Raw genomic sequence first — 25,661 nt, 5'->3', positions numbered from 1 at the left:
ACCGTCTTGCGGATCGAGGCCCGCAAGACGGTTTTTCATTGCCGGCCCGCGAGGGCTGGAGTCCGGTGTTACGCCTGCTTCTTGGCGCGGCGGCGGACGGCGGCCATCAGGCCCAGACCGGCGGCCAGGGTCGCCAGGGTTGCCGGCTCAGGGACGTCGCTGGCAGGCGTGTAGGTGTAGGTGACCAGCACGTTGCCGGATGCCGCGGTATTGAACTGGGTCAGCAGGTTGCCGGCGCCGGTGCCGCTCGAATTGCCGACGGCGTTCAGGCCGAGGTTGATGGTGCCGCCGCCCAGGGCCGAGAACAGCGAGAAATCGCTGGCGTTGCTGCTGATGAAGAAGTTCGCGCCGTTTGCCGACACGGTGCCGGTGCTGCCGCCGGAGGTGCCGCCGAAGTTGATGGCGCCGTCGAACGCGCTGAAATTGAAGACCTGGCTAAACAGCGGGTTGGTCACGACCAAGGTGCTGCCGTCCGGACGGGTCAGGCCCAGCAGCGCGCCGAGGCTCAGGGTAACGTCGGATGCTGCCGCATCCAGGCTTTCGGCATTGCCCGAGCCTTGGACCATACCGCTCAGGTCGAATCGGATCGAGGTCAGGGTACCAAGGCTGGTGTCGAATTTGCCGAAGCTCAGTGCGTCAGTCCAGTTGGTGGTGGACAGGGCCTTGGTGTCGGAAAAGCTGATGGTCGAGGCTTGGGCGCAAGTGAAGGGAGTCAGGGTGGCGGCAATGGCCAATGCTGCAAGTACTTTTTTCAAGGTGAGTCTCAGTTCAATGTGGGTTGTCGATAGGTGCTACATCCGTATCGTTATCTGTGGATAACGAACACGAGTATTGCGAATAGCACAATCTATGCCATATGGAAATGTTTCAACGTAAACAATAGCTTAGCCGAACGGCAAGTCATATGATTTCTGGAAATGTAAAATTTACCGACAGTCGCGCCCGCTGCGCTTCAACTGGTGCGCGGCATGCGGAGCGCGTCCACGACCAGTGAAAACGCGGGGGAAGGCTGCCGGCGGCTGGGGTAATACAGATGGTAGCCGTCGAACGGCGCGCACCAGTCCTCCAGCACCCTCACCAGCTGTCCCGCTTCGATATGCGGCGTCACCTCGTCCTCGGGCAGCAGCGCGATGCCCAGGCCGGCCAATGCCGCGTCCACCTGCGGCTGCGAGGTGTTGAAGATCAGCTGGCCATCCACGCGCACGTTCACTTGCCGGCCGCGCCGTTCGAAGTCCCACACATACAGCCCGCCCGAGCTTTGCATGCGCTGGTTGATGCACTGGTGCGACGTCAGCTCCGGCGGCGTCTTCGGCGCAGGGTGCTGTTCGAAATAGCCGGGTGACGCCACCACTGCCAGCCGCATGCGCGGACCGATCGGAATGGCGATCATATCCTTGTCGATGGTGCTGCCCAGCCGGACGCCGGCATCGAAACGGTCGGCGACAATATCGCGGAAGCCGTAATTGACGTCGAACTCCATGCGGATGTCGGGGTAGGCGCGCAGCACCGGCGCCAGCTTCGGCAGCAATACGCTGTGCAGGACGTAATCGCCGCAGGTGATGCGCACGGTGCCTGCGGGCTTGTCGCGCAGCTCGGTCAGCTCATCCAGTTCGCTTTCGATCTCGTCAAATCGGTGGCCGATGGCATTCAGCAACCGCTCGCCTGCAGTGGTGGGGGAGACACTGCGCGTGGTGCGGGTGAGGAGGCGGATTTGCAGCCTGGTCTCCAGGCCGCTGATGGCCTGGCTGAGCGCCGACTGCGACACGCCCAGCAATGCCGCCGCACGCGTGAAGCTGCCTTCACGCGCCACGGTGACGAAATAGAGCAGTTCATTCAGGTTGCGCCGTGCCATGCGCGCCAGTGTCGCACAAATACTCATTAGCCGCGCTAATAGGCTCATTAAGCATTCATTAGCTAGTAGTAGTGCTGCCTTCTCGCCACAATACCGGCTATGAAAAAGCCCATCCGCCCGCCAATGCTGGCGCTGCTCGTCAGCTCGCTGCTGGCCGCGCCATCCACGTTTTCCGGAGAACCCGCCATGAAGATCCGCCTGACCGTTGGCAGCCAGAGCGCCACCGCCACGCTGTACGACAACGCCACCGCGCGCGACTTCGCGTCCCTGCTGCCGCTGTCGCTCACGATGGAAGACTACGCCACCATCGAGCGGGTTGCGGCCCTGCCGCGCAAGCTGTCCACGCAAGGCGCGCCGCAGGGGATGGCGCCGGCTGCGGGAGAGCTGAGCCATTACGCGCCCTGGGGCAACCTGGCGATCTTCGTCCAGGGCAGGCCGTATTCGCGTGCCCTGCTGCCCTTGGGTAAGGTCAACCAGGGATTGCCGCTGCTGGCGCAGCCGGGGCCGTACCAGGTTCGAATCGACAGGATGGAGGAGTAGGCCGTGTCAGATTAAGCATCCGCACTAGCCGTGGCCCACGCCGACAGCACTGCCCGGGCGCCTGCATGGAGCGGCGTGGTCGCCATGTCGGTGTGCGCGTTCGCGCTGGTCGCGTCGGAATTCATGCCGGTCAGCCTGCTCACGCCCATCGCCCACAACTTGGGCGTCACCGAAGGCATGGCCGGCCAGGGCATCGCCATCTCCGGCGCGTTCGCGGTGGTCACGAGTTTGTTCATTGCTGCGCTGGCTGGCAGCCTGAACCGCAAGACGCTGCTGCTTGGGCTGACGGCGGCCATGGGTGTGTCCGGCGCGATCGTGGCGCTAGCGCCGAACTACGCAGTGTACTTGCTGGGCCGGGCGCTGATCGGCGTGGTCATCGGCGGATTCTGGTCGATGTCGGCGGCCACTGCGATCCGCCTGGTGCCGGCGGCCGAGGTGCCGCGCGCGCTGGCCATACTCAATGGCGGCAATGCACTGGCCACGGTGGTGGCTGCGCCGCTGGGCGCCTACCTGGGTGCTGTCATCGGCTGGCGCGGCGCCTTTCTCGGCCTGGTTCCCGTGGCGGCGGTCACGCTGGCCTGGCAGTGGTTCACGCTGCCTTCGATGCCCGCCGCTGTCCGCCCGGCAGGCGCAGGCAATGCCCTCCACGTTTTCAGGTTGTTCAAGCGCAGCGAGGTCGCGCTGGGCATGGCAGCCAGCAGCATCTTCTTCATGGGACAGTTTGCGCTGTTCACTTACGTGCGGCCGTTCCTTGAAACGGTGACGCGGGTGAGCGTTCCAACCTTGTCCATCATCCTGCTCGCCACTGGCGCGGCGGGCTTCCTCGGCACCGTGCTCATCGGCCGTGCGCTACGGTGGGGCTTCTACCGCACGCTGACAGGCATTCCCTTGCTGATGGCCGTGATTGCGCTGGCGCTGACGGCGTTCGGCAGTTCGGTGGCAGCGGTGGCGGTGTTGCTGGCGCTGTGGGGCTTGAGCGGCACGGCCGCGCCGGTGGGCTGGTGGGCATGGGTGGCCCGCACCTTCCCGCATGACGCCGAGGCCGGCGGCGGCCTGTTCGTGGCGGTGGTGCAGTTGGCCATCGCCCTCGGCTCCACCGTCGGCGGCCTGCTGTTCGACCAGTACGGCTACGAGAGCGCCTTCGTCGCCAGTGCCGTCCTGCTGCTGCTGTCCGCAGTGCTGACTGCCGGCGTTCGTCCGGCGCCGGGCAAGCTGGCGGCTGCGGCGTGAGCGCCTATCCCCGCCGCCGTAAGGCCTGATACGCCCTGTGTAGCGTTTGTTGTGCCGGTAATAACGTGTTGACTTGCGGGCGCCTCTTCGACCTTGACGCCGCTTTGCGGCTTGCCGATACTGGTTCCTCGTGCCATCCATTTTGGGGTGTTCGATGCTAGTGATACGCAAGGAACAAATGCAGCGTTTAGGCGCGGTGTCGCTGCAGCGCCTGGAGGACCGGCTGTCGCTCCGGCTACGGCGCCATTATCCGATTCCGTTCAGCATCGTCGGTCCTGATGGCTGGTCTGCCGCCATCCGCGCCGGCGCTGCCGCAGGCCGCCGGCACGGCTTCCGCACCGAGGGCGATCTGTTGCTGTTCCTGAGTCTGGCCTGCACCTTCGGCGCCCATTTCGACAGCGACCCGCAGTGCGGCTGGGCCGTGCCGTATTTGTCCGGCGCCAGCGGCGATCCAGGCCGTCCGCGCATCCGCGCCTGCTATGCCGCCGCCATGGCGCACCTGGACCGCACGATAGGCAAGGACAACGGCGAACAGGTCAAGGTCCTGCTACGCGCCCACCGCTACGATTGGGAACATGCGTGGAGCCGCCCGCCGGAAGCGATCCTGCACCATCTCCACCCGCGCAAGGCCGCCGAGCTGGGCGAGCCCGTGCTGGGCCGCCTGGCCGGCCTGGCGGCGCACCGTGCCCTTGGCTACGGCCTGCGTTCACCGGGCGCCGGCGCCCTGTTCGCCGTGCTGATGTTCATGCTGGGTTCGGGTTTCGACGACGACCTGCTGTATCCCTGGGCCGGCGCCTTGCTGCGGGAGCGCGGCTGGCCGGACGAGCGCGCCGCGCTGGCAGCACTGCAGCAGGCCGCCCTGCAGCATTTGGCGCGCTCGCTGGCGGCGCCGCCTGCGGCCATGGTGCACTGATGGGATCGTGCCTGGGCCGTGATGAGCTGGTCGTCGAGGCCGACGACGCCGGCGAGGACGACGGCTGCGGCTGCATGCCCTGCTTCCGCAGCCGCGAGCAGGCGCCGTTGTTGCCGCCCGTGGTCACGGCGCGGCTGTGCGTGCAAGTGCTGTTGTGGCAGGACCAGGCGGTCGCCATCGCCGGCGCCAGCGTTACCCTCGACAATGCGGTCACCGTGCTCACCGCCGACCACGGCGACGGCATTTATGCGGACTTCGGCCAGCGGCCGCGCGGCCCGCACCAGCTCCAGGTGCGGCGCGCCGCGCCCGATCCGCTGGTGATCATGGCGCGCCTGCCGCTGCCGCCGGTGGCCTACATCGCGCGCACTGCCAACTGGAACATCAACCTGGCGGCCGACCTGCAAACCGACGTCTATGTCGATCAATGCTTGCGCCTCAGGCTGGGCCATGCCACTGCCGTGACGGGCGCCAACACGGGTGAGCATAGCTGGCTGCGCTGCTGGCTGCCCGCCGTGACCGCCGCCGGCGCCACGCCGGCGTACCGCACCTGGTTCGACATCGCGGCCTCGGCCGGGGTCTTGCACAGCCATGGCGACGCGCCCGGCAACCCTGCCGCACCGGCGCCCGCCTCGGCCACGGTGGCGCCGGCGGCGGCCGGCTGGCGCTATTTCCGTTTCAGTGGCGCCGCTGCCGCCAATGTCACCACGGCACTGGCCGAACAGGGCTTCGCGCGCGAAGCGGCGGCGTTCAACGCCGCGCCCATCATTCCGTGGAATTTCTATTTCTGGTCCGTGTCGCGCGCCATGACGTGGGATGATGTCCACCAGGATTTCAGGGTGAGCGCCACCAAGCCGGTGGCGTTTCTGCGCGCGCAGGATGCGGACAACGCCGGCATCGACTATGTCTTCCCGGATGGCCAAGCCTTTGCCATCAGCAATCCCCATGGCATCAGTCCCTTCGAGGCTTTCGACGCCCATTTCGGCCTGCCTGCGCTGACCTCGGCGATGGCCTGGGAGCAGGACCCGCTCAACATCTCGCACAACGACCTCGGCAATGTGCTACCCAATCCCAACACCTGGGAAGGCCATTGCAATATGATGTGCGCCGCCTCGATCGTCTTTGCCGAACCGGTCACCACGCTCGCGTTCGACGCGGAACACTTGAAGCTGTTTGCGGCCGAATTCGCCGCCAACACGGTGGCCACGCAGAATGTCTGGACGCTGCCCGATCCCGTGTGCCGGGTAGCGCCCGTGACGGCCGTGCCCACTGTGGGCGATCTTGGATGGCGCACCGCGCAGAAGCTGGGCCTGGCGCGCGATCTGGGTGCCGCCGGGCTGACACTGCTGGGCGCGCTCAGGACCTATCTCGGCCAGCGCGGGCTGCCGTTGCTCACGGATATGCGCGCCAGTTACAACGCGCAGAATGTGCGCGGCAGCGCCGACGAGGTGTGGAACCAGGTGGTGTTCAAATACCATGTGAGGTTTCAGGAACACGCCCTCGCGGATGCGACGCACGCCGCCGATGACCGTAAGGGCCAGGACCTGGAACTGGCCTTGTCGCTGTACGCCAATGCGGATGGGGAGTTGCCGACGATGACCATGCCGGGCCAACTGGTGGGCAATGACGTGGTGCACACGCCGGCCTCGTGCTGGCAGCGCACGGTGGTTCTGCGGCTGCAGTTCATCAACGCGGGCCAGCCGGGGGCAGACAATCTGAACACCTGCACCAGTTGCGTGAACGTCGGCGCCGAATGCTACCTGCCCCGCTATCTGGCGCCGGTGAGCTCGGTGACGGCGGCAGTCGGCGCCGGCGAGGGCAATCCGCACATCACCTTGGCACGGCTGCAGGACCCCGGCTTGAACCTGCAATTCCGGGCGCGCTACGCGCCGCCGTTCAACGAGGTCCTGCCGTGACCGCTTACATGCGCGGCACGCCGTCCCGGTTTACAGGGATGTAGTCGCCGGGCGCGGAAGCGAGCTGGGTGCGGTGCTCGACGCCGCGATACTCGTAGGTCACGTCCCAGTACTGCGGCGTGGTGTTGGCCACGTTTTCGCAGCGGCGCACGTCCTGGCCGTAGGTGTTGTTGCCGCCACGGCCGGCATTCGCGCCGATGGCGCCGCCGGCCAGTGCGCCGCCCACGGTGGCGATGTCGCGGCCCGAGCCGCCGCCCACCTGGTGGCCCAGCACGCCGCCCAGGATGGCGCCGGCCAGCATGCCGCCCGCGTTGGCCCGGTTGTCCGGCGCCTGCACCTGCTGGCGCTCAACCCAGCAGCGCTGCTCCGGCGGACCCACCACGGCGCGCACCGACGTCACGCGCGCCTCGTACAGGCGCTCGTTGGGGCGCTGGCGGTATTCGTAGCTCGCTTGCGGCATCGGTTCGGGCGCTTCATTGTCGAAGCGGCGGTTGCCGCGCACTTGGCGCACCGACGAGATGCGGTCGTTCAAGCCCATGCCCGCCAGCGACTCGTAGCTGCCGCGCCGCAGGATGCGGCACTGGCCGCGGAAGCCGGCGTCCTCGCACACTTCCCAGCGGCCCTTGTCCACCACCACCGACGAGGCGCGGTCGTTGAAACCGGCCCGGCGCAAGTCGTCCGCCGTGCTGGAAATGGAAATGGCACGTCCGCGCCAGCCCTCGTTCTGGTACAGCGTAATTTGGGCCATGGCCTGCCCGCCCAGCAGCAGGGTGCAGGCCGCGAGCGTCGTTTTTAATGGGAATTTCATGATGGTCTCCAAGTCAGCAGGCTCAACAGCCCGATATGATGAGACTAGCGGATAACAAACAGTTGGTCTGTGCGCAAGCTATCTTAGTTGTCGGAATTGCCGGCATTGTGTAAAACAACGGGCATGGGCACTCCAAAATGCAAAACGATCGAAGACTACCTGGCCTCGCTGGAGCCGCAAAAAGCGGCAACCATCAGGGCCATCATTGAGTTTGTCTTGACGGAATTTCCTGAGCTGGAGGCCAAACTAGCGTGGAATGTGCCCGTCATACACAGCAAGGGCAAATACGTCGTCGGCCTGGCTGCCTACAAGCGCCACCTGACGTTTTCGCCCTGGAGTACATGGGTAATGGAAGACTTCAAGGAGCGGCTGGCAGATTTCGTCGTCTTCAAGAATTGCTTCCAGCTCCCTGTAGACTGGGAAATCGACCAGGGGCTGCTGCGGGACCTGGTGCGGGCCAGGCTGGCGGAATTGCTTTAATTCAGCACGATGAGAACGATATGAGGAGCCATGACCATGACCACAACGCCTGGCCAATACACCCCCGTCAGCTGCGAGTTCCACGACCGGCTGGAGGATCTCGCCACCCTGCGCAAGGAGGCAGATGTCAGCTATGTCGACGAAGACGGCGTTGAGCAGCAGCGCAGCGCCGTCATCCGGGACGTGTATGCGCGCGAAGGCGCCGATTACCTGCTCTTGAGCACCGGCGAAACGGTGCGGCTGGACCGGGTGATCGAAGCCGGCGGCTACAAGCTGGCGGACTTCCCGCCGCACTGCGAGTTCTAAGCCCCCGGGGCCAGCTTGAGCCCGATCACGCCCGCCAGTATCAACGCGATGCAGAGCAGGCGCAGCGGCGCGGCGGGGTCGCCCAGCAGCGCCATGCCCACGATGGCGCTGCCGGCCGCGCCGATGCCGGTCCACACAGCGTAGCCGGTGCCCATGGGCAGCGTGCGCAGCGCGAGCGACAGCAGCACCACGCTGGCCAGTCCGCTGGCGACCGTGCACAGCGCGGGCGTCAGGCGCGTGAAGCCGTCGGAGGCCTTCATGCTGAAGGAAAACACGATCTCAAGCAGGCCGGCGATGCCGAGTAGCATCCAGGCCATGTCAGGCCCTGACTGCGGCCGACGGCGTTGAGCGGAACGCCACGCCGAAGCGGTTGAAGGCGTTCATCAGGCCAATGGCGTAGGTGAGGTCGGCCAGTTCCTTGTCGCTGAACTCGGCCGCTGCGGCGGCGTAGTCGGCGTCGGGTATTCCGCCGCCGGCCACGCGGGTCACGCTTTCGGCCCAGGCCAGCGCCGCGCGCTCGCGCCCGCTGAACACAGCGCCGGCGTCGCGCCACACGGCCACCAGCACCAGCTTGTCCACCGCCAGCCCGGACTTGAGCAGATCGGCCGAGTGCATGTCGATGCAGAACGCGCAGCCGTTGATTTGCGACACGCGTAGATAGGCCAGGTCGACCAGTTCCTTCGGCAGGCCGCTTTTCTGCAGGGTGGCGTAGACGTTGCCGAATGCCTTGTAGCCTTCGGGCGATGCCTTGGCGTAGTCGATGCGTTCGAGTCATGATGAAATCCTTGTGGGTTGAAAAGGACTCCATCGTGCTGCATCCTGGCCTAGTGCAGAAGGGCCATAAATTGTCTTCCAGACTGGGTCATGATCGCAGCAGCGCGAGCATGCGCCGCGCCAGCTCTTCGGCTGTGCGGCGGGAATCGATATTGGTAAAGTTGAGCAGCAGCGCCGGTCCTTCCGCGCCGGCGATATTCCAGTCCGCCAGCGCTTCAGTGTACAGCCCCTGCTTCCGCATGCGCGCCACCAGTTCGCGGTCGGAGCGCTGCCCTTGCAGCCGCAGGATCAAGTGCATGCCGCCCGGCGGCGTATCGATGCGCACATGCGGCCCCAGCACTTTTTCCAGGCCCGCCTTGGCGGCGGCGCGGCGCTCGGCGTATAGCTTGCGCATGCGCTGGATATGGCGCGCGAAATGCCCTTCCGCCATGAACGCGGCGACGATGGCTTGCGTCAGCTGCGGACTGCCGCCCGCGAAGGCGTGGTGGATCTGCTCGAAGCGTTCCACCTGCGGTTCCGGCACCACCAGGTAAGCCAGCCGGATGCCGGGCAGCAGCACCTTGCTGAAGGTGCCCGAATACAATACGCGGCCGTCGCGGTCCAGGCTTTTCAATGCCGGCAAAGGGCGGCTGATGTAGCGGTACTCGCCGTCGTAATCGTCCTCGATGATCCAGGCGCCGCCTTTCGCCGCCCAGTCCAGCAGCGCCAGCCGCCGCGCCAGGGACAGGGTGACGCACAGCGGACTTTGGTGGGCCGGCGTCACTACCGCCGCGCGCGCGTCCGGCGCGGTGCGGATACCCTCCTCCACCATCACGCCCTCGCCGTCCACCGGCACCGGCACGGCCGCGATATGCATGTGCCCCAGCAGCTCGCGCGTGGGCGGGTAGCCCGGATCTTCCAACCACACGCGGTCGCCCTCCTTCAGCAAGGCATGGGCGATCAGCTGCACGGTGTGGCGGTAGCCGGAGGTGACGAAGATCTGCGACGGCGCGCAGTCGATGCCGCGCGACATGTGCAGGTAGGCGGCGATTGCCGCGCGCAGTTCCGGCAAGCCGGAGACGGGCGGATGGAGCATGTCCTGCGGCTGCATGGCGCGGATGCAGCGCGCGCCCAGGCGCGCCCATATCTTGCGGGGAAACGCATCCAGCGCGGGCAAGCCCATCTGGAACGGCAGGATCGAGTCGGGACGGAAGCTGGGCGGCGCGCCGGCGTCCGGGCGGGGCCGGGGGCTGGCCAGCGGCGCGCGCTGCTTGAGGTCCGGCGCCACGATGGTGCCGGCCTGGCCGCGTGCCACGATATAGCCTTCCGCCGCCAGCAGGGAGTAAGCGGCGTCGATGGTACCCCTGGCCAGGCCCAGTTCCTTGGTCAGCGCCCGCGCCGATGGCACGCGGTCGCCCGGCTTGAGCACGCCGCTGGCGATGGCGCCGCGAAAGCGCTCATAGATTTGCCGGTAGAACGGCTCCGCCGAGGCGGGGTCCAGCGGGGCGATATCGCCATTCATGGCTCAGTTCCAATGTGATTTTATGGATCTTCTGAATATACCATGCGCTTCCTAGAATGATGGCTATCAGAAACCCATTGGAAAGATAGACCATGAACATCCTGCATGTGAGCTGCAGCCCCGGCGGGCAAGCCGCCGAGAGCTACCGTCTTGCGCAACACATCCTCGGCGCCTTGCTGGCGCAACGGCCGGCGGCGCGGGTGCTCCAGCGCGCCATCGGCGGCGGCGCCGTTCCCCGCGTGGACGCGGTGCTGTATTCCGAGGAGCTGATAGCGGAGCTGGAGGCGGCGGATGCGCTGCTTATCAGCACGCCGATGCATAACCTGACCGTGCCGGCTGCCCTGAAGGCATGGATAGACCTCGTGGTGCGCGCGCAGCGCACCTTCCGTTTGACCCCCGAGGGCAAGGTTGGGGTGCTGCGCGACCGCCCGGTATTCATCGCCATTGCATCCGGCGGAAGGTATTCCGGCCAGCGCGCGCGCCAGCCGGATTTTTTAACGCCCTATCTGAAAACCATCCTGGCCACCATCGGGCTGCACGACCTAGCCTTTTTCTCGGTACAGGGCACTGGCCTGGGGCCGGACGCCGTGGAGCAAGCCCGCAGTGAAGCGGGCCGGGAAGTGCGGGACTACTTCGCCGCGCTTACTTTCGCAGCGGGCGGAACCCTGCCCGGACTTCCTGCGTGAACAGTTCCGGCTGTTCCCAGGCGGCGAAGTGGCCGCCTTTATCCAGCTTGTTGTAATACACCAGGTTCGGGTAGGCCTTCTGTGCCCAGCTCTTGGGCGCCTGGTACAGCTCGTCCGGGAATACGCTCACCGCCGCCGGGATCTTCACGCCTTTGGCGGCGAAGAAGGGATGCTTGTTTTCCCAGTAGAAGCGGGACGCGGACACCGCCGTGTTGGTCAGCCAGTACAAGGTGATGTTGTCCAGCACGTCGTCCCGCGTCAGGCCCTCGGTCTTGCCGGCAAACACGCGGGCGATCAGCTCCTGGCTGGGCACGTCGTGGTCCAGCAGGAAAGCCGCCAGGCCGACCGGGGAGTCCGTCAGGCCGGTCAGCGTCTGCGGGCGGGACGCCATCAGGCGGGCGTAGCCGACGTGGTCGTACACAAAGGTCAGCTGGTCCGTCGCGCGCTTTTCCTCGGCCGTCAGCCCGGCCGGCAGCGCATTGCCGGCCCACAGCGCCTTGTCGATATCGGGCGGCACGGCACCGGCCATATTGGTGTGGATGCCGATCAGCCCCGGCTGCGCCTGCACCGCCATCAGGTCGGTCACGATGGCGCCCCAGTCGCCGCCCTGCGCCGCGTACTGCTTGTAGCCCAGGCGCGTCATCAGCTCGCCCCAGGCGCGCGCGGTGCGGTCCGGACCCCAGCCGGTTTCGGTCGGCTTGCCCGAGTAGCCGTGGCCCGGCAGCGAGGGGATCACCACGTCGAACGCATCTTCCGCCTTGCCGCCGTGCGCGGTGGGGTTGACCAGGGGATCGATGATCTTCAGCTGCTCGATCACCGAACCCGGCCAGCCGTGCGTGACGATCAGCGGCAGCGCATTCTTGTGCTTGGAGCGCACATGGATGAAGTGGATGTCCACGCCGTCGATGTTGGTTACGTATTGCGGCAAGGCGTTCAGGCGGGCTTCGACCTTGCGCCAGTCGTAGCCGTTGGCCCAGTAGCTGGCCAGCGACTGGACCGTGGCCAGCTGCACGCCTTGCGTCGAGTCCTGCACGGTTTCGCGGTCCGGCCAGCGCGTGGCCTTGATGCGGGCGCGCAGGTCGTCCAGCTGCGCGTCCGATACTTCCACGCGGAAGGGACGGATGTCCTTGCCGTCGCTGGCGGACGCGGTGCCGGCGAAGCCGGGCGCGAGGGTGATGGCGGCTGCGGCGGCCAGGCCGGCGGCGGCAGTCTTGAAGAAGATGCGGCGAGTGGTCATGCTTGCTCCTGATGGTCGGGGAAGTCCGCGTTTATGCCGTAACGACATTCAGCACCACGTCGATATTGCCTTTGGTGGCCTTGGAGTATGGGCAGATGGCGTCCGCGCCGTGGGCGATGGCGGTGGCCACTTCGGGATCGATGCCGGGCACGATCAGGTTCAGGCGCGCCTGGATGAAGTAGGCGCTGCCGCCCTGGCCCAGGTCCACTTCGATTTCCACCGCGGTGCTGGCCGGCAGCGCCACGTTCATCTGCTTGGCGACGATGCCGACAGCGGAGCTATAGCAGGCCGACCAGGCGCCGGCGAACAGCTGCTCGGCGGTCGGATGGGCTTCGATGGCCTCGAAGCGGTGTTCGCGGACGGCCGGGTTGCCCGGCGCGGTCAGATGGATGTCCAGCTTGCCCTCGTGGTTGCCGGCGAAAACGTCGGTACCGGTGGTGCGGGTTTTGCCGGTGGTCAGGACTTTGGTGATTTTGCTCATGATGATACCTTTAAAGAGTGGGTTAAAAGAGTGGGATATAATTCGCATGCGTTTTCATCGCATGCGATGTCTTGATGAAATTTTTATGCGGTCACGACGTTCAGGGCCACGTCGATATTGCCCTTGGTGGCTTTCGAGTACGGGCACAGCGCGTCGGCGGCGTGGGCGATTTTGATGGCCAGTTCCGGGTCTATGCCGGGGACGATCAGGTTGATGCGTGCCTGGATGAAGTACTCATTGCCGCCCAGGCCCAGGTCCACTTCGATTTCCACTGCGGTATCGGCTGGCAGCGTCACTTTCAGCTGTTTGGCCGAGATGCCCACGGCGGCGCTGTAGCAGGCCGACCAGGCGCCGGCGAACAGCTGCTCGGCGGTTGGATGGGCTTCGATGGCGTCGAAACGGTGTTCGCGGGCGCCGGCGATGTTGGGCGAGGTCAGATGGATGTCCAGCTGGCCTTCGTGGTTGCCGGAGAATACTGCGGCGTCGGTGCCGGTGGTGCGGGTTTTGCCGGTGGCCAGGACTTTGGTGATCTTGCTCATGATATTTCCTCTTTAAAAATGAATGGATTTTCTGTCGCACTCGTTTAGATCGGATGCGATGAATATCATCTTAGGCGTCGATTCCAGCGCTGTCAAGAATTATTTTCGGACCCGATTAAAGCGGTTGCGATTTAAATGTGACGCCGCACGGTCAAACGCCCGTCACAATCGGGCGCTACCATGCAAGCGGCTCAGGACACCGAGCCACTATCCAGCACCACTCGATGGATGCTCTACCGGCGCCGGCGGTCGGGAAACATACCGGCACCAGACATTCAGGCCGCGTGGACGAAGCCCACCACGTTGTCGGTCTTGACGGGGGCTTCCAGCACCTTGGCCACCGTCACGCCGCGCAGGGAGACGTTCCTGACCGGCATTTCCGCCTCGCCCTGGATGCGGCACACGAACGCCGCCTCGCCCACCTTCACGTTGCTCACGTGCAGGCCCTCGATGGGCGTCAGGCGCCGCTCGTAGGTCGGCACCAGGTCGCGCCACTGGTACAGCACGTCCGTTTCCACGCTCAGCACGCCGCCGGCAATCCTGGTCGCGCTCACGTTCGACACGTGGATGTTCTTCACATAGCCGCCGCGCCGCTCGTTGGTTTTCACGAACAGGATGTTGTTGATGGTGCTGCGCGCGCCGGAGCCGGCGTTGTCGAAGTGGCAGTTCTCCACCAGCACGTTCTCCACGCCGCCTGACAGCTCGCTGCCGATCGCCATCAGCTGGTGGCCGTTCTTCACGCGGCAGTTGCGCATGATGATGTTGCGCGACGGGACATTGATGCGCCAGGCATCCTGGTCGCGCCCGGACTTGACCGAAATGGCGTCGTCGCCCTGGTCGAACACGCAGTCTTCCACCAGCACGTTCTGGCTCATTTCCGGATCCACGCCGTCGTTGTTGTGGCCGTGCGCGCGCACCTTCACGCGGCGTATCACCACGTCGCGGCTCAGATAGGGATGCAGCACCCAGAACGGGCTGTCGATGATGTTCACGTCCTCCACCAGCACGTTGCGGCAGCGGTTGAACTGCACGAAATGCGGGCGCAGGTTGGCTTCGCCGCTGGCCATCTGGCGCTCCGCCACCGGCACCCGCCTGGCGGCCATGTGGTACAGCGCCACCAGCGCATCCATGTGCGGCTTGGGACGCGCGTACCAGACCTTCCACACGTCCAGCTTGGCCTTCAGCGTGCCCTCGCCCGTGATGGCCACGTTCTCGCATTCGTAGGCGTACACCAGCGGCGAATAGTTGTAGCACTCCAGGCCTTCCCAGCTCGTCATCACGGCCGGCAGGTAATCCTGCGGGCGCTCCGAGAACAGCAGCGTGGCGCCCTTGGCCACGTGCAGGTTCACATTGCTTTTGAGGTGGATCCTGGCGGTAGGCCACACGCCTTCCGGCACCACCACCACGCCCGAGCCGGCCGCATGCGCGGCGGCGATGGCTTGCGCGATGGCGGCGCTGGTTTTCTGCTGGTGGTCCTGCACGGCGCCGAAATCGGTGATGGGAAAGCGCCGGCTGGCGGAGAAATCCGGTACGCTGATGTCCGGCATCGGGAACGGCGCCGTGGCGCGCACGCGTTCCTGCGGCAACTGCGAGGCATGCCGTGCCAGCGGCGCGCAGCCGGTGGCGGCGAGCGCCAGGCCGGCCAGCAGGGTCTGGCGGCGGGAGGGGGAATGAGGGGTCAAGGCGGTCTCCGGAAATTTTTTCCATGGTAAACCGCTGCCCGCCGCGCAGCACCCGGGCCGGCCAAACACTCACGCAGTTGATCCGCGAAAAAATATTTTGGCGTATTTGTCGATTTCCGCCGGCGCCGGCCGTCGTGGGATTGGAAGCTAACGAAACACCTCACCTGGAGACATCATGAACAAGCAAATTTTCGTCAACCTGCCCGTCAAAGACCTGCCCCGCTCGAAAACCTTTTTCAGCGCCCTGGGCTACACCTTCAATCCGCAGTTCACCAACGACCAGGGCGCGTGCATGGTGATCTCGGAGAACATCTTCACCATGCTGCTGACGGAGGAATTCTTCAAGACCTTCATCAACCGCCCCATCTCGTCGGCGCACGAATCGGCGCAGGTGATCAACTGCCTGTCGTGCGAGAGCCGCGAGGAAGTGGACGCCATCGTGGCCAAGGCAGTGGCGGCCGGCGCCACCTTGCCGCGCGAGCCGCAAGACCTGGGCTTCATGTACGGCCACGGCTTCGCCGACCTGGACGGCCACTTGTGGGAATTCGTCTACATGGACATGAGCGCCGCGCCGCCGCAGGCTTGACGCTGCCCCGGTCCCAAGGCTGCACGCACTGACGCAGCCCGGACCCGGCGCTGCTCAGGCCCGCAGCGCGTCCGCCGGCTTCATGCGCATGGCCAGCCACGCGTGGCGGGCCACGCCGGCGCCGGCAATGGCCAATGTGGCGGCCAGCGCCAGCAGCATGGTCCAGCCGCCTATCGGCGCATGCTCCACGTAGCCGGCCAGATAGCGCTGGATGGCCAGCGCCGCCGGCGGCAGGCCGACCAGCGCCGCCAGCGCAGTCAGCACGCCGATTTCCTGGACCACCAGGGCGCCGATGGCGCTGCGGCCGGCGCCGTACAGCTTGCGCAGCACGATCTCGCGCGCGCGCCGCTGCACCGTGTACGCCGACAGCACATAGGTGCCGAAGGCCGCGATGGTGAGCGCGATGCCGGTGGCCAGCGCCAGCAGGCGCGCCATGCGGGCATCGTCGGCGTAGTTGACGGCGAGGATGTCGGCGGCGGAACGCGTTTTCAGCATGGCGTCCGGGAAGTACTTGGGCCACAGCGCGCGCACGGTCGGCTCCACGCTTGCCGCGCCGTCGGTGCCTGCGGTGCCCGCTGTGCTTGCTGTGCCGCTCGCGCGCACGCTGAGCGTAATGCCGGCGGTCCACAATTCATAGGCCACCGCGCGCGGCGCGTCCCGCAGCGAATGGAAGCGCAGCTCGGGCGCGATGCCGACCACGCGCTTGTGGATCACTTTGCCGTCGAAGCCGCCGAACAGCAGGGTTTGGCCGATGGCGGCGGCCGGATCGGCAAAGCCCAGTTCGCGCGCGGCGATGGCATTCAGCACCAGCGGCACCGGATCGTCCTCCTTGTCCAGGCGCGGATCGAACAGCCGCCCCGCCAGCGGCGCGATGCAGTACTGCTCGAAAAAGTTGGCGCTTACCGACTTGATCTCCGTGGCCGTGCTGCGGCCGTCCAGCCGCTTCAGGTCGCGGAACCAGGACACATTGCTGCGCCCTACCGCGTCCTCCGAAATCGCCACGCCGGCCACGCCGGGCTGCGCCTTCAGCGCCGCCACGAAGCTTCGCGCCTCCGCGCTCATGCGCACCGGTTTCGGCAGGTCCACGATCAGCAGCGGCGCCGGGTCGAAGCCGGGCGAGGCGCGCATGGCGAACGCGGTTTGCCAGGCGATGGCGACGGCCACGCTGGCCAGCCCCATGGCGGCGGCCACTTGCAGCACCGTCAGCACGCGGCGCATGCGCAGCCCGCCTGCGGACTCGATATCGCCGCGCCCCGCCAGCACCTGGCTGGGCCGCACGCGCAGCGCGAGCCAGGCCGGATAGAGGGCCGTCAGCACGCCCAGCAGGACGCCCAGCAGCAGCGCGGCGGCCACGTAGCCCGGCGACAGTACGCTGTCGAGCCTGCGGTTCACCAGCTCGGCGAACAAGGGCTGCGCCAGCCACGCCAGCAGCAGGCCGATCACGGTGGCCAGCAAGGCCACCAGCATGGATTCAGCCAGCAACTGCAGCGCGATGCGGCGCGCGCCGGCGCCCAGCACCTTGCGCATCGCCACCTCGCGCTGGCGGCGCAGCACGCGCACCGCCGCCAGGTTCACGTAGTTCACGGCCGCCAGCGCCAGGATCAGCAGCGCCACCGCGCCCAGGCCGGCTATCGCGGCCGGGTGCGCGCGCGGGCCGGGCGCGGCCACGGAAGTTCTGCGCCACGTCCTGGTCGAAATAGGCGTCCTTCAGCGGCGCCAGCGCCACGTCCATCACCTTGCGCCGGCCCAGGCGCTGGCGCACCTCCGGCGGCTGGTCCTGCAGGGCGGGATTGCTGTCCACTGCGCGCTGCAGCGCATCCATGACGGCGGGCAGCGACGCGCCCGGCTGCACGCGCACCAGCATCTTGCCCCACCAGCCGCGCGCGCCGGTGGCCAGTTCCTCACGCACTTCCTTTTCCACCAGTACCGATGCCGTGCCGAGCAGGGTTTCGAAGGGGATCGTGGTGCTGGCCGGCGGCGTGCGCAGCACCGCGCCTACGCGCAGCAGCTTGCCTTCTGCCAGCATGGTCTTGCCCAGCGCATTGGCGGTGCCGAACAGGCGCTGCGCGGCTTCTTCGGTGATGGCGAAGCTGTCCGGCTTGTCCAGCGCGGAGGCAAGGTCGCCCTGCACTGCTTGCAGGCCCAGCATAGCCGCGAAATCGGGCAGCACGGTCAGGCTGTCGAGTTTGCGCAGCTGGCCGTCGATGCGCACGGTCAGGCCCATGGTTTCGGCGCGCGACGGCAGGTAGCCGGTGGCAGCGGCCACGCCCGGCGTGCCGGCCGCCACGGCGCGCAGCAGCAGCGGCGCCTGGTCGAACCAGGGCGTCTTGGGATCGACGTTGAAGCGCTGCTTCACCACGTAGACCTGGTCCACGTCGGGCACGTGGCGGTTGTACTGCCAGGAGTGGCGTACCAGGCCGAGCAGCAGCAGCGCGGCCGCTAGGCCGATGCCCAGGCCGGCGATAACGACGAAGGAGTAGGCCGGGTCTTGCAGCAAGGTGCGCCAGCCGATACGGAAGTCCCGCAAGGTCATGATGGGAGAGGTGTAGTTGATCCGGGCTTCAAACTGCAACAACCGTGCCATGCGGTCGCCGCGCCCGGGCCGCAAGGACCCAGGCCCGGCACCGCACGGCGAGGTGCGGCCCCTGCGCTGCGGCGGGTGGCGCCGCGTCGCGCTGCACGCTGCACCGGCGTCCGGAAGCGGACGGTGCCAGTGTGCGCTTTCGGACAGTGTGCGCTAAGGCAGCAGCGGTGTCAGCAGCGGCTGGCCGGCGAAATGGGCCAGCAGGTTGTCCACCGCCAGCTGGCCCATGGCGTGGCGTGTCTCCACGGTGAAACTGCCGATGTGGGGCGTGAGCACCACGTTGTCCAGCGCGCGCAGGGCGGGCGGCACCTCCGGCTCGTTGTCAAACACGTCCAGCGCGGCCGCGCCCAGGGTGCGCGCCTGTAGCGCGGCGATCATGGCCGCTTCGTCCACCAGTGCGCCGCGCGCGATGTTCACCAGCGTGCCTTCCGGCCCCAGCGCGTCCAGCACGGCGGCGTTGACCGCGTGGCGGGTGGCGGCGTTGGCCGGGGCGCTCAGCACCAGGTAGTCGCTTTCCTGCGCCAGCGCCAGTAGCGATTCCGCGCGCGGCGCATGCACACCGGGCACCGGGCGCGGCTGGAAGTAGCGGATCTCCATGCCCAGCGCGGCCAGCCGGCCGGCAATGGCCTGGCCGATGCGGCCGAAGCCGAAGATGCCCGCCACCTTGCCGCGCACGCTGCGCGACGGCGCCAGCGGCTTGCGCGCGCTCCAGTCGCCCTCGCGCACGTAGCGGTCCATGGCCGGCAGGCGGCGCGCGGCGGACAGCAGCAGCAGCACCGCCAGGTCGGCCACGTCGTCGGTCAGCACGCCCGGCGTGTTGGTCACCGGGATGCCGCGCGCGCGCAGCGCATCGAGGTCGATCTTGTCGTAGCCCACGCTGTTCAGGCTGACGATCTCCAGCTTCGGCAGGCGCGCCGCCAGCGCCGCGCTCACGCCCAGCGGCCCGGTGGTAACGATGCCGCGTACGCGCGCCGCCACGCTGTCCACATAGGCGTCCTGCTCGGCGGCCGGGACGGACCACACGTGGTGGCACTGGAAATGCGCGTCGAGCTGCTGCATGACGGAGGCCGAGGGGCTAGCGGCGAACACGAGGATGTCTGGTTTCATGGGGCTTTCCAAAGGTCAGGCCAGGTCGTACCTGGACAGGATGCGGCGGCTGCTGCCGTCGGCCGCCATGGCGGCCATGGTTTGCTGGAACTGCTGCACCTCGTCCGGCTTGAAGTCGAGCGAGCCGGCCAGCCACGCGGTGGTGCTGCGCACCGGCGCACTGAGCTCGAACCTGGCCTCCTCGCCCCGGCTGCGCAGCGACGTGCGGATGATGTTGCGCTCGCCAAAAGCGGCATCGGCGATGCCGGTCAGCAGGAAGCGGTGCACCTCGTCGATCGAGGCCGACTCCACCAGGTTGGCATAGCCCAGCTCGCGCAGCACGGCGGCCTGTCCCGCGCCGCGCAGCAGCGCGACGCGGCGCGCCTTCATGTCCTGCGGCTGGCGCACGTCGAAGCGGCCCTGGCGCGGCGCCAGGAACACATAGTGCTCGTCGTACAGCGGTGCCAGCCAGCAATACTGGGCTTCCCGTTCGGGCAGCCGGGTCAGCGGGAAGATGGCAGTGGCCGGCATCGTCGCGGCCAGGAAGGTTGCGCGCCGCCATGGTACGAACTGGGTCTGCGGCGACAGCTTCATGCGCTTGCACAATTCGTTCACCAGTTCCATCAGCGCGCCGGGGCGGGCGCCGCCGTGTTCCAGCACCAGCGGCGGCAGATGCGAAGTGACGATGCGCAGGCCCGCAGCGCCGTCCTGGGGGGCGGCAAAAACGCGGGGCGCCCAGCCGAGTGCTGCGGCGGCAATAATGGCAATTCGTCTATCCATGGCGGCTAGTTTTACATATTTTGCCTTTCATAGTATATTTCGATAATCGTTGAAATATCGAATTGGGGAGCAGATGGACACCAAACAAGTACTGGCCGCGCTGGCGGCGCTGGCGCAGGAATCCCGGCTGGCGGCGTTCCGGCTGTTGGTGCAAGCCGGTCCGGACGGGCTGGCCGCCAGCAAGATCGCCGAGCACCTGGACATGGCGCCATCGTCGCTGTCCTTCCATTTGAAAGAGCTGGCGCACGCCGGGCTGATCGCGGCGCGCCAGGACGGCCGCTACGTCATCTACAGCGCCAGCTTCGACACCATGAACGGCCTGCTGGCCTTCCTCACCGAAAACTGCTGCGGCGGCGTGCCCTGCTGTCCGCCCTCCACCACCTGCAAGGACGCGTAAATGAACGTTTTAATACTGTGCACCGGCAATTCCTGCCGCTCCATCCTCGGCGAAGCCACCTTCAACCACCTGGCGCCGGCCGGCTGGCACGCCGTCAGTGCGGGTAGCAAGCCGGCCGGCTATGTGCACCCGCGTTCGCTGGCGCTGCTGGCCCGCGAGGGCATTTCCACCGAGGGCTATTACAGCAAGTCCTGGGACAGCCTGCCGGTCACGCCGGACATCGTCATCACCGTCTGCGGCAGCGCCGCCGGCGAGGAATGCCCGGCTTACCTGGGCCAGGTCATGCGCGCGCACTGGGGCGTGGAAGACCCGGCGCACGCCACCGGCACCGAGGAAGAAATCGACGCCGCCTTCCTGCACGCCTACCGCGTGCTGCGCGCCCGCATCGAAGCCTTCTTCGCGCTGCCGCTGGGGCAGCTGAAAAACAATCCGGTGCGCCTGAAGGCCGAGCTGGACCGCATCGGCACGCTGCTGCCATGACGCTGGCGCGCCGCATCGTGGCCGAAGGCCTGGGCACGGCGCTGCTGCTGGCGGTGGTGGTCGGGTCCGGCATCATGGCCGAGCGCCTGGCGGGCGGCAATACCGCCATCGCCCTGCTGGCCAACGCACTGGCCACCGGCGCCGGGCTGGTGGCGCTGATCCTGATGTTCGGCCCCGTGTCCGGCGCGCACTTCAATCCCGTGGTGACGTTGTCGGCCGCCTGGCAGGGCCTGCACCCGCCGCGCGACGTGCTGCCCTACCTGGCCGTGCAGACCTTCGGCGCCTTGGCCGGCGTGGCCACCGCGCACGCCATGTTCGGGCTGGAGGCGTTCACCGCGTCGCTCCACGTGCGCAGCGGCGCGGGCCAGTGGTGGAGCGAATGCGTGGCCACCTTCGGCCTGCTGGGGGTCATCATCGGCTGCACGCGCAGCCGGCCCGGCGTCACGCCGTTCGCGGTGGCGGCCTACATCACCGCCGCCTACTGGTTCACGGCGTCCACCTCGTTCGCCAATCCCGCCGTCACGCTGGCGCGCAGCGTGACCGACACCTTCGCCGGCATCCGTCCCGTTGACGCGCCCGGCTTCATCGCGGCGCAGCTGCTGGGCGCAGCCGCCGCCACCGTCTTGTTCCGCTGGCTGTACGCGGAGAAAAAGGAGCAACCATGAGCATCCCCGACCTGCCCAACATCAAACCCGAGCTGCTGGACATGCCCACCCTTGCCAAGCTGGCGCCGGTGGGCGAGCTGGACCATCCGCCGCGCATCCTCATGCTGTACGGCTCGCTGCGCGAGCGCTCCTTCAGCCGCTTCCTGGTGTACGAGGCGGCGCGCATCCTGGAGCATTTCGGCGCCGAGGTGAAGATATTCGACCCAATGGACCTGCCGATGGCGGGCAGCGTGCCCGAGACGCATCCCAAGGTGGTGGAGTTGCGCGAGCTGAGCCTGTGGTCCGAGGGCCAGGTGTGGTGCAGCCCGGAGCGCCACGGCGCCATCACGGCCGTGATGAAGAACCAGATCGACTGGATCCCGCTGGAACAGGGCGCGCTGCGGCCCAGCCAGGGCCGCACGCTGGCGGTAATGCAGGTGTGCGGCGGTTCGCAGTCCTTCAACGTGGTCAACACGCTGCGCCTGCTGGGGCGCTGGATGCGCATGTTCACCATCCCCAACCAGTCCTCGGTGCCGATGGCGTACAAGGAATTCGACGAGGAAGGCCGCATGCGTCCGTCCGCCTACTACGAGCGGGTGGTGGACGTGATGGAGGAGCTGTTCAAGATGACCCTGCTGCTGCGCGGCCGCAGCGCTTACCTGACGGACCGCTACAGCGAGCGCAATGAACGGGCGGCCAAGGCCATCGACCGTCAACTGCAAAAGATCTGAGACTCGGCTACGATAGGACTTTTTGATAACGCCTATGTCCACCATCCGTCCCGCCGCTGCAGCCGACGCGGCCGCCATTGCCGCCATCTACAACCACTACGTCGCCACCACCACTATTTCCTTCGAGGAACAGCCGGTCTCGGTCGAGGAGATGGCGGGCCGCATCGGGACGGTCAGCGCGAAGTTGCCGTGGCTGGTGTGCGAGCAGGACGGCATCGTCATGGGGTATGCCTACGCCACGCCGTGGCGGGTGCGCAGCGCCTACCGCTTTTCGGTGGAAAGCAGCGTCTACGTGTCGCCCGAGCATCCGCGCAAAGGCGTCGGCTCGCGTCTGTACCGCGCGCTGATCGATGAGTTGCGTGCGCGCGGCCTGCACATGGTGATCGGCGGCATCGCCCAGCCCAACGAGGCCAGCGTGGCGCTGCACGAAGCCATGGGCTTCCGCAAGGTGGCGCACTTCGCCGAGGTGGGCATGAAGTTCGGGCGCTGGATCGACGTCGGCTACTGGGAACTGAAGCTGGCGTAGGCGCTCAGCACAGCGCCGCCAGGGTGGCGAAGGACAGCACGTTGTCCGGCCGCAGCATCGCCAGCCAGGCCCACGCGCACACCGCCGCCAGCACGGCCCACAGCAGCAGGTTGTGCAGCGGCTTCATGCCGGCTGCAGCCCGGCCACGGCGCGGTCGTCGATCGGCCAGTGCAGCAGCGCCGCCACCAGGCCGATGCCGACCGATGCGGCCCACACCAGGTCGTACGAATGCGTGGCGTCGAACACCGCGCCGCCCAGCCACACGCCGAGGAAGCCGCCCAGCTGGTGGCCGACAAACACCAGGCCGAACAGCGTGGAAATGTACTTCACGCCGAACACCTGCGACACCAGGCCGTTGGTCAGCGGCACCGTGCCCAGCCACGTCAGTCCCATCGCGAACGAGAACAGGTAGACGCTGGCCGTGCTGATGGGCGCGGCCACGAACAGCAGCATGGCCGCCGAGCGCGCGCAGTACAGCCAGGCCAGCAGGTGCTTGCGCCGGTAGACGTTGCCGAGCTTGCCGCAGAAATACGTTCCCGCCACGTTCGCCAGCGCCACGATGGCCAGTGCCATGACGCCGGTGTTGGCGGAAAATCCCTTGTCCAGCAGGTAGGCGGGAAAGTGGCCGGCGATGAAGGCGAGCTGGAAGCCGCATGCGAAAAAGCCCAGGTTCAGCAGCCAGAAGCCGCGGTGCGTCAGGGCTTCGGCGATGGCGTGCCGCATCGATTGTCCGGGCCGCTGCGGCGCGCTGGCGGCGGCGCTGTCGTCCATGGGGAAGGCCAGCGGCGCGGCCAGCGCGAGCACGAAGGCGAGCGCGGCCAGCGCGGCCATCCAGCCGGCGCCCGCGATCAGCCCCTGCGCGGCGGGCACCATGGCGAACTGCCCCACGCCGCCGACCGCGCCGGCCAGGCCCAGCGCCCAGCTGCGCCGCTGCGGCGGCACGATGCGGCTCAGCGCGCCGTACACGGTGCCGAAGGCGGTGCCGGACAAGGCCATGCCGATCAGCAGGCCGCCGGTGAGCACCAGCTGCATGCTGCTGGCGGCGTGCGCCATCAGGTACAGGCCGAGCGCGTACAGCAGGCAGGCGCCGGCCAGCACGCGGCGCGAGCCGTAGCGGTCGGCAATCATGCCGGTGAAGGGCTGGGCGATGCCCCAGACCAGGTTCTGCAAGGCGATGGCCAGCGCGAATTCTTCCCTGCCCCAGCCGCGCGCCGAGGTCATGGGCAGCATGAACAGGCCCTGCACGTGGCGCACACCCAGCGCCAGGCCCATGATGATGCCGCCGCACAGCACGGCCGCCAAAGGTGTCTTCAGAAATTTCATCGCGCCTCCCGGTTGATGTTGCAAGGATAGCCAGCGAGGCGCCGGGCGCGCCAGCGGTGAATTGGCATGGAACCCATGCGCTGCACGCATGGATGGCATGCCGCGATAACGTTTGTCGCCGGCGCGGCGCGCGGCAACAATGCAGGCAAGATCAAATCAGGGAGAATGCCATGCAGATCACTTTGCATCCAAGGGAAGGCGCCACCATGGCGCCCGGCCAGCCAGTCCAGGTCCGCTGCCTGGCTGGCGTGCTGTGGATCACCAGCCACCGCGACAGCAAGGACCGTGTGCTGAAGGCGGGCGACTGCGCGGAACTGTCGGCCACGCAGCGCCAGTACCTGTCCAGCGTCGGACGGCACGAGGCGGTCTCGTTCGAGGTCATCGGCGGCGCGGCCAAAGTCAGCGTGAGCAGAAGCGGCCCCACGGCCGCCAGCGCCGCACCGCAGGGCGCCGGCTCCTGGCTGGCGGCGCAGCTGGAGCGCTGGCTGGAGCGCGGCCTGGCCCGGCTGGCGCAGGCGCGCCTGGCGCGGGTATGACGGGCACGGCCGGCGCAGCTTGCGCGGTCGCCCGGGCGTGTGTGGCGGCAGCGCGGCGCGGCCGTCGGCGGGCGGCGATCAGGCTGCGCCGGTGGCGCGCGCCAGCTCCTGCGAGGTGAGCGCGGCCTGCTGCACCAGCCAGTCGCGGAACACGGCCACTTCTTCGCGCGGTGTGCCCGGCGCCTCCATCAGCCAGTAGCGGTAATCGTCCACGTGCAGGCACTGGTCCAGGCGCCCTGCCAGGCGGCCGTCCGCCAGCATGGGCAGCAGCAGCGGCAGCCGTCCCACTGCCACGCCATGCCCGCCGGTGGCTGCGTGGATCAGCTGGTCGTAGTGGTTGAAATGCAGCCGGCCCTTAGGCTTGCGCTGCCCCAGCCCTTGCGCACCGAGCCAGTATTCCCAATGCAGCCATGGGCCTACCTTGTCGTCCAGATCCAGCAGCACGTGCTGCAGCAGCGTTTCCGGCCGGCGGAAGGCGCTGGCCGCCACCGCCGGGCTGGCCACCGGCGCCACCACTTCATCGAACAGCAGCAGGCCGCCTTGCGTCGCGGGCGAGGCGGGGCTGTAGCGGATGGCCAGGTCGATGCCGTCACGGTCCAGGTCCAGCACGCGGTTGCTGGTGGCCACGCGCACGTCGATATGCGGATGCGCGGTCTGGAACTCGCCCAGCCGTGGCAGCAGCCACAGCGACGCGACGCCCATGCTGGCCGATATCGTCACCGGCCGGATACGCTGCTCGTCCCGCAGCGACTCTGCCAGCTCCAGCAGCCGGTCCATCCAGGGCGAAGCCAGCTGGAACAGCTGCTCGCCCGCTGCCGTGAGCGCGATGCTGCGATTGCTGCGCGTGAACAGCGGCGTGCCGAGGCGCTCCTCCAGCGCCTGGATCTGGCGGCTGACGGCCGACTGGGTCAGGCACAAATCGTCGGCCGCAGCGGTGATGCTCATGCGCCGCGCCGCCGCGACAAAGCCGCGCAGCGCGTCCAGCGGCGGAAGGGAAACAAGGCGGTTTGACATGACTGCTCCGGCAAGGCGATACATGATTCTAG

General features: G+C 67.3%; 31 protein-coding genes. 14 read left to right on the top strand and 17 right to left on the bottom strand.

Features of this window, described 5'->3' with window-relative positions:
- Positions 1 to 68: 68 nt before the first annotated feature.
- Entirely contained in the window at positions 69 to 755 is a 687-nt protein-coding gene (locus ACFJI2_RS26950; protein WP_377702637.1) for a choice-of-anchor E domain-containing protein, read from the bottom strand.
- 197 nt (positions 756 to 952) lie between these two features.
- Positions 953 to 1,852 carry a LysR family transcriptional regulator gene (locus ACFJI2_RS26945; protein WP_377702636.1) on the bottom strand — a complete coding sequence of 300 codons (900 nt, stop codon included), beginning with the start codon at positions 1,850 to 1,852 and terminating at the stop codon, positions 953 to 955.
- 99 nt (positions 1,853 to 1,951) lie between these two features.
- Here ACFJI2_RS26945 and ACFJI2_RS26940 point away from each other — a divergent pair, with 99 nt between their 5' ends.
- From ACFJI2_RS26940 to ACFJI2_RS26925, 4 genes are all read left to right on the top strand, one after another.
- Positions 1,952 to 2,392, top strand: a complete 441-nt coding sequence (locus tag ACFJI2_RS26940) for a cyclophilin-like fold protein (RefSeq protein ID WP_377702635.1) — start codon at positions 1,952 to 1,954, stop codon at positions 2,390 to 2,392.
- 84 nt (positions 2,393 to 2,476) lie between these two features.
- Positions 2,477 to 3,622, top strand: coding sequence for an MFS transporter (locus ACFJI2_RS26935; protein WP_377705919.1), 1,146 nt, complete (start codon positions 2,477 to 2,479; stop codon positions 3,620 to 3,622).
- 154 nt (positions 3,623 to 3,776) lie between these two features.
- Positions 3,777 to 4,535: a hypothetical protein gene (locus ACFJI2_RS26930; RefSeq protein WP_377702634.1), complete on the top strand. Its 759-nt coding sequence runs from the start codon at positions 3,777 to 3,779 to the stop codon at positions 4,533 to 4,535.
- Positions 4,535 to 6,448 (top strand): hypothetical protein, encoded by a 1,914-nt coding sequence (locus ACFJI2_RS26925; protein WP_377702633.1) that lies wholly within the window; start codon positions 4,535 to 4,537, stop codon positions 6,446 to 6,448. The genes ACFJI2_RS26930 and ACFJI2_RS26925 overlap by 1 nt, the downstream gene beginning before the upstream one ends.
- A 4-nt stretch (positions 6,449 to 6,452) precedes the next feature.
- On the opposite strand, the gene ACFJI2_RS26920 is transcribed toward ACFJI2_RS26925, so the two are convergent.
- The gene (locus ACFJI2_RS26920; protein ID WP_377702632.1) at positions 6,453 to 7,256 is read right to left on the bottom strand and encodes a beta/gamma crystallin-related protein; all 804 of its coding nucleotides are present in this window, start codon (positions 7,254 to 7,256) and stop codon (positions 6,453 to 6,455) included.
- 123 nt (positions 7,257 to 7,379) lie between these two features.
- On the opposite strand from ACFJI2_RS26920, the gene ACFJI2_RS26915 reads away from it, so the two are divergent.
- Together ACFJI2_RS26915 and ACFJI2_RS26910 are read left to right on the top strand one after the other, a co-directional pair.
- Complete coding sequence (locus ACFJI2_RS26915; RefSeq protein ID WP_377702631.1) at positions 7,380 to 7,736, top strand: iron chaperone; 357 nt, start codon at positions 7,380 to 7,382, stop codon at positions 7,734 to 7,736.
- A gap of 36 nt (positions 7,737 to 7,772) precedes the next feature.
- The gene (locus ACFJI2_RS26910; protein ID WP_377702630.1) at positions 7,773 to 8,042 is read left to right on the top strand and encodes a hypothetical protein; all 270 of its coding nucleotides are present in this window, start codon (positions 7,773 to 7,775) and stop codon (positions 8,040 to 8,042) included.
- Here ACFJI2_RS26910 and ACFJI2_RS26905 read toward each other — a convergent pair.
- From ACFJI2_RS26905 to ACFJI2_RS26895, 3 genes are all read right to left on the bottom strand, one after another.
- On the bottom strand, positions 8,039 to 8,359 hold the full coding sequence (locus ACFJI2_RS26905; protein WP_377702629.1) for a DMT family transporter: 321 nt from the start codon (positions 8,357 to 8,359) through the stop codon (positions 8,039 to 8,041). The two genes, ACFJI2_RS26910 and ACFJI2_RS26905, sit on opposite strands and share 4 nt — an antisense overlap.
- Position 8,360: 1 nt before the next feature.
- The gene (locus tag ACFJI2_RS26900) at positions 8,361 to 8,804 is read right to left on the bottom strand and encodes a carboxymuconolactone decarboxylase family protein (RefSeq protein WP_377705918.1); all 444 of its coding nucleotides are present in this window, start codon (positions 8,802 to 8,804) and stop codon (positions 8,361 to 8,363) included.
- 100 nt (positions 8,805 to 8,904) lie between these two features.
- Positions 8,905 to 10,317 carry a PLP-dependent aminotransferase family protein gene (locus ACFJI2_RS26895; protein WP_377702628.1) on the bottom strand — a complete coding sequence of 471 codons (1,413 nt, stop codon included), beginning with the start codon at positions 10,315 to 10,317 and terminating at the stop codon, positions 8,905 to 8,907.
- A gap of 92 nt (positions 10,318 to 10,409) precedes the next feature.
- On the opposite strand from ACFJI2_RS26895, the gene ACFJI2_RS26890 reads away from it, so the two are divergent.
- Positions 10,410 to 11,003, top strand: coding sequence for an FMN-dependent NADH-azoreductase (locus tag ACFJI2_RS26890; protein WP_377702627.1), 594 nt, complete (start codon positions 10,410 to 10,412; stop codon positions 11,001 to 11,003).
- Here ACFJI2_RS26890 and ACFJI2_RS26885 read toward each other — a convergent pair.
- From ACFJI2_RS26885 to ACFJI2_RS26870, 4 genes are all read right to left on the bottom strand, one after another.
- Entirely contained in the window at positions 10,960 to 12,240 is a 1,281-nt protein-coding gene (locus ACFJI2_RS26885; protein ID WP_377702626.1) for an epoxide hydrolase family protein, read from the bottom strand. The two genes, ACFJI2_RS26890 and ACFJI2_RS26885, sit on opposite strands and share 44 nt — an antisense overlap.
- A 31-nt stretch (positions 12,241 to 12,271) precedes the next feature.
- Positions 12,272 to 12,721: an Ohr family peroxiredoxin gene (locus tag ACFJI2_RS26880; RefSeq protein WP_377702625.1), complete on the bottom strand. Its 450-nt coding sequence runs from the start codon at positions 12,719 to 12,721 to the stop codon at positions 12,272 to 12,274.
- A gap of 83 nt (positions 12,722 to 12,804) precedes the next feature.
- Entirely contained in the window at positions 12,805 to 13,260 is a 456-nt protein-coding gene (locus ACFJI2_RS26875; RefSeq protein ID WP_377702624.1) for an Ohr family peroxiredoxin, read from the bottom strand.
- 275 nt (positions 13,261 to 13,535) lie between these two features.
- A complete protein-coding gene (locus ACFJI2_RS26870) occupies positions 13,536 to 14,942 on the bottom strand; it encodes a glycoside hydrolase family 28 protein (RefSeq protein WP_377702623.1) in 1,407 nt (468 codons plus the stop codon).
- Positions 14,943 to 15,117: 175 nt separating this feature from the next.
- Here ACFJI2_RS26870 and ACFJI2_RS26865 point away from each other — a divergent pair, with 175 nt between their 5' ends.
- Positions 15,118 to 15,528, top strand: coding sequence for a VOC family protein (locus ACFJI2_RS26865; RefSeq protein ID WP_377702622.1), 411 nt, complete (start codon positions 15,118 to 15,120; stop codon positions 15,526 to 15,528).
- 54 nt (positions 15,529 to 15,582) lie between these two features.
- Here the strand turns inward: ACFJI2_RS26865 and ACFJI2_RS26860 are convergent, their stop codons facing one another.
- The 4 genes from ACFJI2_RS26860 to ACFJI2_RS26845 all read right to left on the bottom strand — a co-directional run bounded on the left by ACFJI2_RS26860 (position 15,583) and on the right by ACFJI2_RS26845 (position 19,978).
- Positions 15,583 to 17,088: an FtsX-like permease family protein gene (locus tag ACFJI2_RS26860; RefSeq protein ID WP_377705917.1), complete on the bottom strand. Its 1,506-nt coding sequence runs from the start codon at positions 17,086 to 17,088 to the stop codon at positions 15,583 to 15,585.
- Positions 17,000 to 18,112 carry an ABC transporter permease gene (locus ACFJI2_RS26855; RefSeq protein ID WP_377702621.1) on the bottom strand — a complete coding sequence of 371 codons (1,113 nt, stop codon included), beginning with the start codon at positions 18,110 to 18,112 and terminating at the stop codon, positions 17,000 to 17,002. The genes ACFJI2_RS26860 and ACFJI2_RS26855 overlap by 89 nt, the downstream gene beginning before the upstream one ends.
- A gap of 153 nt (positions 18,113 to 18,265) precedes the next feature.
- Complete coding sequence (locus tag ACFJI2_RS26850; protein ID WP_377702620.1) at positions 18,266 to 19,219, bottom strand: 2-hydroxyacid dehydrogenase; 954 nt, start codon at positions 19,217 to 19,219, stop codon at positions 18,266 to 18,268.
- Positions 19,220 to 19,234: 15 nt separating this feature from the next.
- Positions 19,235 to 19,978, bottom strand: a complete 744-nt coding sequence (locus ACFJI2_RS26845) for a substrate-binding periplasmic protein (RefSeq protein ID WP_377702619.1) — start codon at positions 19,976 to 19,978, stop codon at positions 19,235 to 19,237.
- A gap of 73 nt (positions 19,979 to 20,051) precedes the next feature.
- Here ACFJI2_RS26845 and ACFJI2_RS26840 point away from each other — a divergent pair, with 73 nt between their 5' ends.
- From ACFJI2_RS26840 to ACFJI2_RS26820, 5 genes are read left to right on the top strand one after another with little or no spacing between them, the layout of a single operon-like run.
- Positions 20,052 to 20,375 (top strand): metalloregulator ArsR/SmtB family transcription factor, encoded by a 324-nt coding sequence (locus tag ACFJI2_RS26840; protein WP_107869590.1) that lies wholly within the window; start codon positions 20,052 to 20,054, stop codon positions 20,373 to 20,375.
- Entirely contained in the window at positions 20,376 to 20,855 is a 480-nt protein-coding gene (locus ACFJI2_RS26835) for an arsenate reductase ArsC (RefSeq protein ID WP_377702618.1), read from the top strand. It begins immediately after the preceding gene.
- Entirely contained in the window at positions 20,852 to 21,520 is a 669-nt protein-coding gene (locus tag ACFJI2_RS26830; RefSeq protein ID WP_377702617.1) for an aquaporin, read from the top strand. The genes ACFJI2_RS26835 and ACFJI2_RS26830 overlap by 4 nt, the downstream gene beginning before the upstream one ends.
- Positions 21,517 to 22,230 carry an arsenical resistance protein ArsH gene (gene arsH, locus ACFJI2_RS26825; RefSeq protein ID WP_377702616.1) on the top strand — a complete coding sequence of 238 codons (714 nt, stop codon included), beginning with the start codon at positions 21,517 to 21,519 and terminating at the stop codon, positions 22,228 to 22,230. The genes ACFJI2_RS26830 and arsH overlap by 4 nt, the downstream gene beginning before the upstream one ends.
- Positions 22,231 to 22,264: 34 nt before the next feature.
- On the top strand, positions 22,265 to 22,756 hold the full coding sequence (locus ACFJI2_RS26820; RefSeq protein WP_107979688.1) for an arsinothricin resistance N-acetyltransferase ArsN1 family B: 492 nt from the start codon (positions 22,265 to 22,267) through the stop codon (positions 22,754 to 22,756).
- A gap of 4 nt (positions 22,757 to 22,760) precedes the next feature.
- Here the strand turns inward: ACFJI2_RS26820 and ACFJI2_RS26815 are convergent, their stop codons facing one another.
- Entirely contained in the window at positions 22,761 to 22,883 is a 123-nt protein-coding gene (locus tag ACFJI2_RS26815) for a hypothetical protein (protein ID WP_377702615.1), read from the bottom strand.
- Positions 22,880 to 24,079: an MFS transporter gene (locus tag ACFJI2_RS26810; protein ID WP_377702614.1), complete on the bottom strand. Its 1,200-nt coding sequence runs from the start codon at positions 24,077 to 24,079 to the stop codon at positions 22,880 to 22,882. The genes ACFJI2_RS26815 and ACFJI2_RS26810 overlap by 4 nt, the downstream gene beginning before the upstream one ends.
- A gap of 170 nt (positions 24,080 to 24,249) precedes the next feature.
- On the opposite strand from ACFJI2_RS26810, the gene ACFJI2_RS26805 reads away from it, so the two are divergent.
- The gene (locus tag ACFJI2_RS26805; protein WP_377702613.1) at positions 24,250 to 24,615 is read left to right on the top strand and encodes a DUF2917 domain-containing protein; all 366 of its coding nucleotides are present in this window, start codon (positions 24,250 to 24,252) and stop codon (positions 24,613 to 24,615) included.
- A gap of 78 nt (positions 24,616 to 24,693) precedes the next feature.
- Here ACFJI2_RS26805 and ACFJI2_RS26800 read toward each other — a convergent pair whose 3' ends face one another.
- Entirely contained in the window at positions 24,694 to 25,629 is a 936-nt protein-coding gene (locus tag ACFJI2_RS26800) for a LysR substrate-binding domain-containing protein (protein WP_377702612.1), read from the bottom strand.
- Positions 25,630 to 25,661: the final 32 nt, after the last annotated feature.

The sequence above is a fragment of the Pseudoduganella sp. UC29_71 genome (assembly GCF_042693265.1).
Taxonomy (GTDB): domain Bacteria; phylum Pseudomonadota; class Gammaproteobacteria; order Burkholderiales; family Burkholderiaceae_D; genus Rugamonas.
Note: the sequence above shows the minus strand (reverse complement) of the source record. Positions and strands in the feature narration are given on the sequence as shown.

Bases quoted from the DNA above. Each gene is read 5' to 3' on its own strand.
- ACFJI2_RS26925 (WP_377702633.1), top strand. From the start codon at position 4,535: ATGGGATCGTGCCTGGGCCGTGATGAGCTGGTCGTCGAGGCCGACGAC.
- ACFJI2_RS26880 (WP_377702625.1), bottom strand. From the start codon at position 12,721: ATGAGCAAAATCACCAAAGTCCTGACCACCGGCAAAACCCGCACCACC.
- ACFJI2_RS26840 (WP_107869590.1), top strand. From the start codon at position 20,052: ATGGACACCAAACAAGTACTGGCCGCGCTGGCGGCGCTGGCGCAGGAA.
- ACFJI2_RS26805 (WP_377702613.1), top strand. From the start codon at position 24,250: ATGCAGATCACTTTGCATCCAAGGGAAGGCGCCACCATGGCGCCCGGC.
- ACFJI2_RS26935 (WP_377705919.1), top strand. From the start codon at position 2,477: ATGTCGGTGTGCGCGTTCGCGCTGGTCGCGTCGGAATTCATGCCGGTC.
- arsH (WP_377702616.1), top strand. From the start codon at position 21,517: ATGAGCATCCCCGACCTGCCCAACATCAAACCCGAGCTGCTGGACATG.
- ACFJI2_RS26910 (WP_377702630.1), top strand. From the start codon at position 7,773: ATGACCACAACGCCTGGCCAATACACCCCCGTCAGCTGCGAGTTCCAC.
- ACFJI2_RS26815 (WP_377702615.1), bottom strand. From the start codon at position 22,883: ATGAAGCCGCTGCACAACCTGCTGCTGTGGGCCGTGCTGGCGGCGGTG.
- ACFJI2_RS26885 (WP_377702626.1), bottom strand. From the start codon at position 12,240: ATGACCACTCGCCGCATCTTCTTCAAGACTGCCGCCGCCGGCCTGGCC.
- ACFJI2_RS26865 (WP_377702622.1), top strand. From the start codon at position 15,118: ATGAACAAGCAAATTTTCGTCAACCTGCCCGTCAAAGACCTGCCCCGC.
- ACFJI2_RS26855 (WP_377702621.1), bottom strand. From the start codon at position 18,112: ATGGCACGGTTGTTGCAGTTTGAAGCCCGGATCAACTACACCTCTCCC.
- ACFJI2_RS26830 (WP_377702617.1), top strand. From the start codon at position 20,852: ATGACGCTGGCGCGCCGCATCGTGGCCGAAGGCCTGGGCACGGCGCTG.
- ACFJI2_RS26875 (WP_377702624.1), bottom strand. From the start codon at position 13,260: ATGAGCAAGATCACCAAAGTCCTGGCCACCGGCAAAACCCGCACCACC.
- ACFJI2_RS26915 (WP_377702631.1), top strand. From the start codon at position 7,380: ATGGGCACTCCAAAATGCAAAACGATCGAAGACTACCTGGCCTCGCTG.
- ACFJI2_RS26920 (WP_377702632.1), bottom strand. From the start codon at position 7,256: ATGAAATTCCCATTAAAAACGACGCTCGCGGCCTGCACCCTGCTGCTG.
- ACFJI2_RS26845 (WP_377702619.1), bottom strand. From the start codon at position 19,978: ATGGATAGACGAATTGCCATTATTGCCGCCGCAGCACTCGGCTGGGCG.
- ACFJI2_RS26800 (WP_377702612.1), bottom strand. From the start codon at position 25,629: ATGTCAAACCGCCTTGTTTCCCTTCCGCCGCTGGACGCGCTGCGCGGC.
- ACFJI2_RS26850 (WP_377702620.1), bottom strand. From the start codon at position 19,219: ATGAAACCAGACATCCTCGTGTTCGCCGCTAGCCCCTCGGCCTCCGTC.
- ACFJI2_RS26835 (WP_377702618.1), top strand. From the start codon at position 20,376: ATGAACGTTTTAATACTGTGCACCGGCAATTCCTGCCGCTCCATCCTC.
- ACFJI2_RS26930 (WP_377702634.1), top strand. From the start codon at position 3,777: ATGCTAGTGATACGCAAGGAACAAATGCAGCGTTTAGGCGCGGTGTCG.
- ACFJI2_RS26905 (WP_377702629.1), bottom strand. From the start codon at position 8,359: ATGGCCTGGATGCTACTCGGCATCGCCGGCCTGCTTGAGATCGTGTTT.
- ACFJI2_RS26820 (WP_107979688.1), top strand. From the start codon at position 22,265: ATGTCCACCATCCGTCCCGCCGCTGCAGCCGACGCGGCCGCCATTGCC.
- ACFJI2_RS26895 (WP_377702628.1), bottom strand. From the start codon at position 10,317: ATGAATGGCGATATCGCCCCGCTGGACCCCGCCTCGGCGGAGCCGTTC.
- ACFJI2_RS26890 (WP_377702627.1), top strand. From the start codon at position 10,410: ATGAACATCCTGCATGTGAGCTGCAGCCCCGGCGGGCAAGCCGCCGAG.
- ACFJI2_RS26810 (WP_377702614.1), bottom strand. From the start codon at position 24,079: ATGAAATTTCTGAAGACACCTTTGGCGGCCGTGCTGTGCGGCGGCATC.
- ACFJI2_RS26945 (WP_377702636.1), bottom strand. From the start codon at position 1,852: ATGGCACGGCGCAACCTGAATGAACTGCTCTATTTCGTCACCGTGGCG.
- ACFJI2_RS26940 (WP_377702635.1), top strand. From the start codon at position 1,952: ATGAAAAAGCCCATCCGCCCGCCAATGCTGGCGCTGCTCGTCAGCTCG.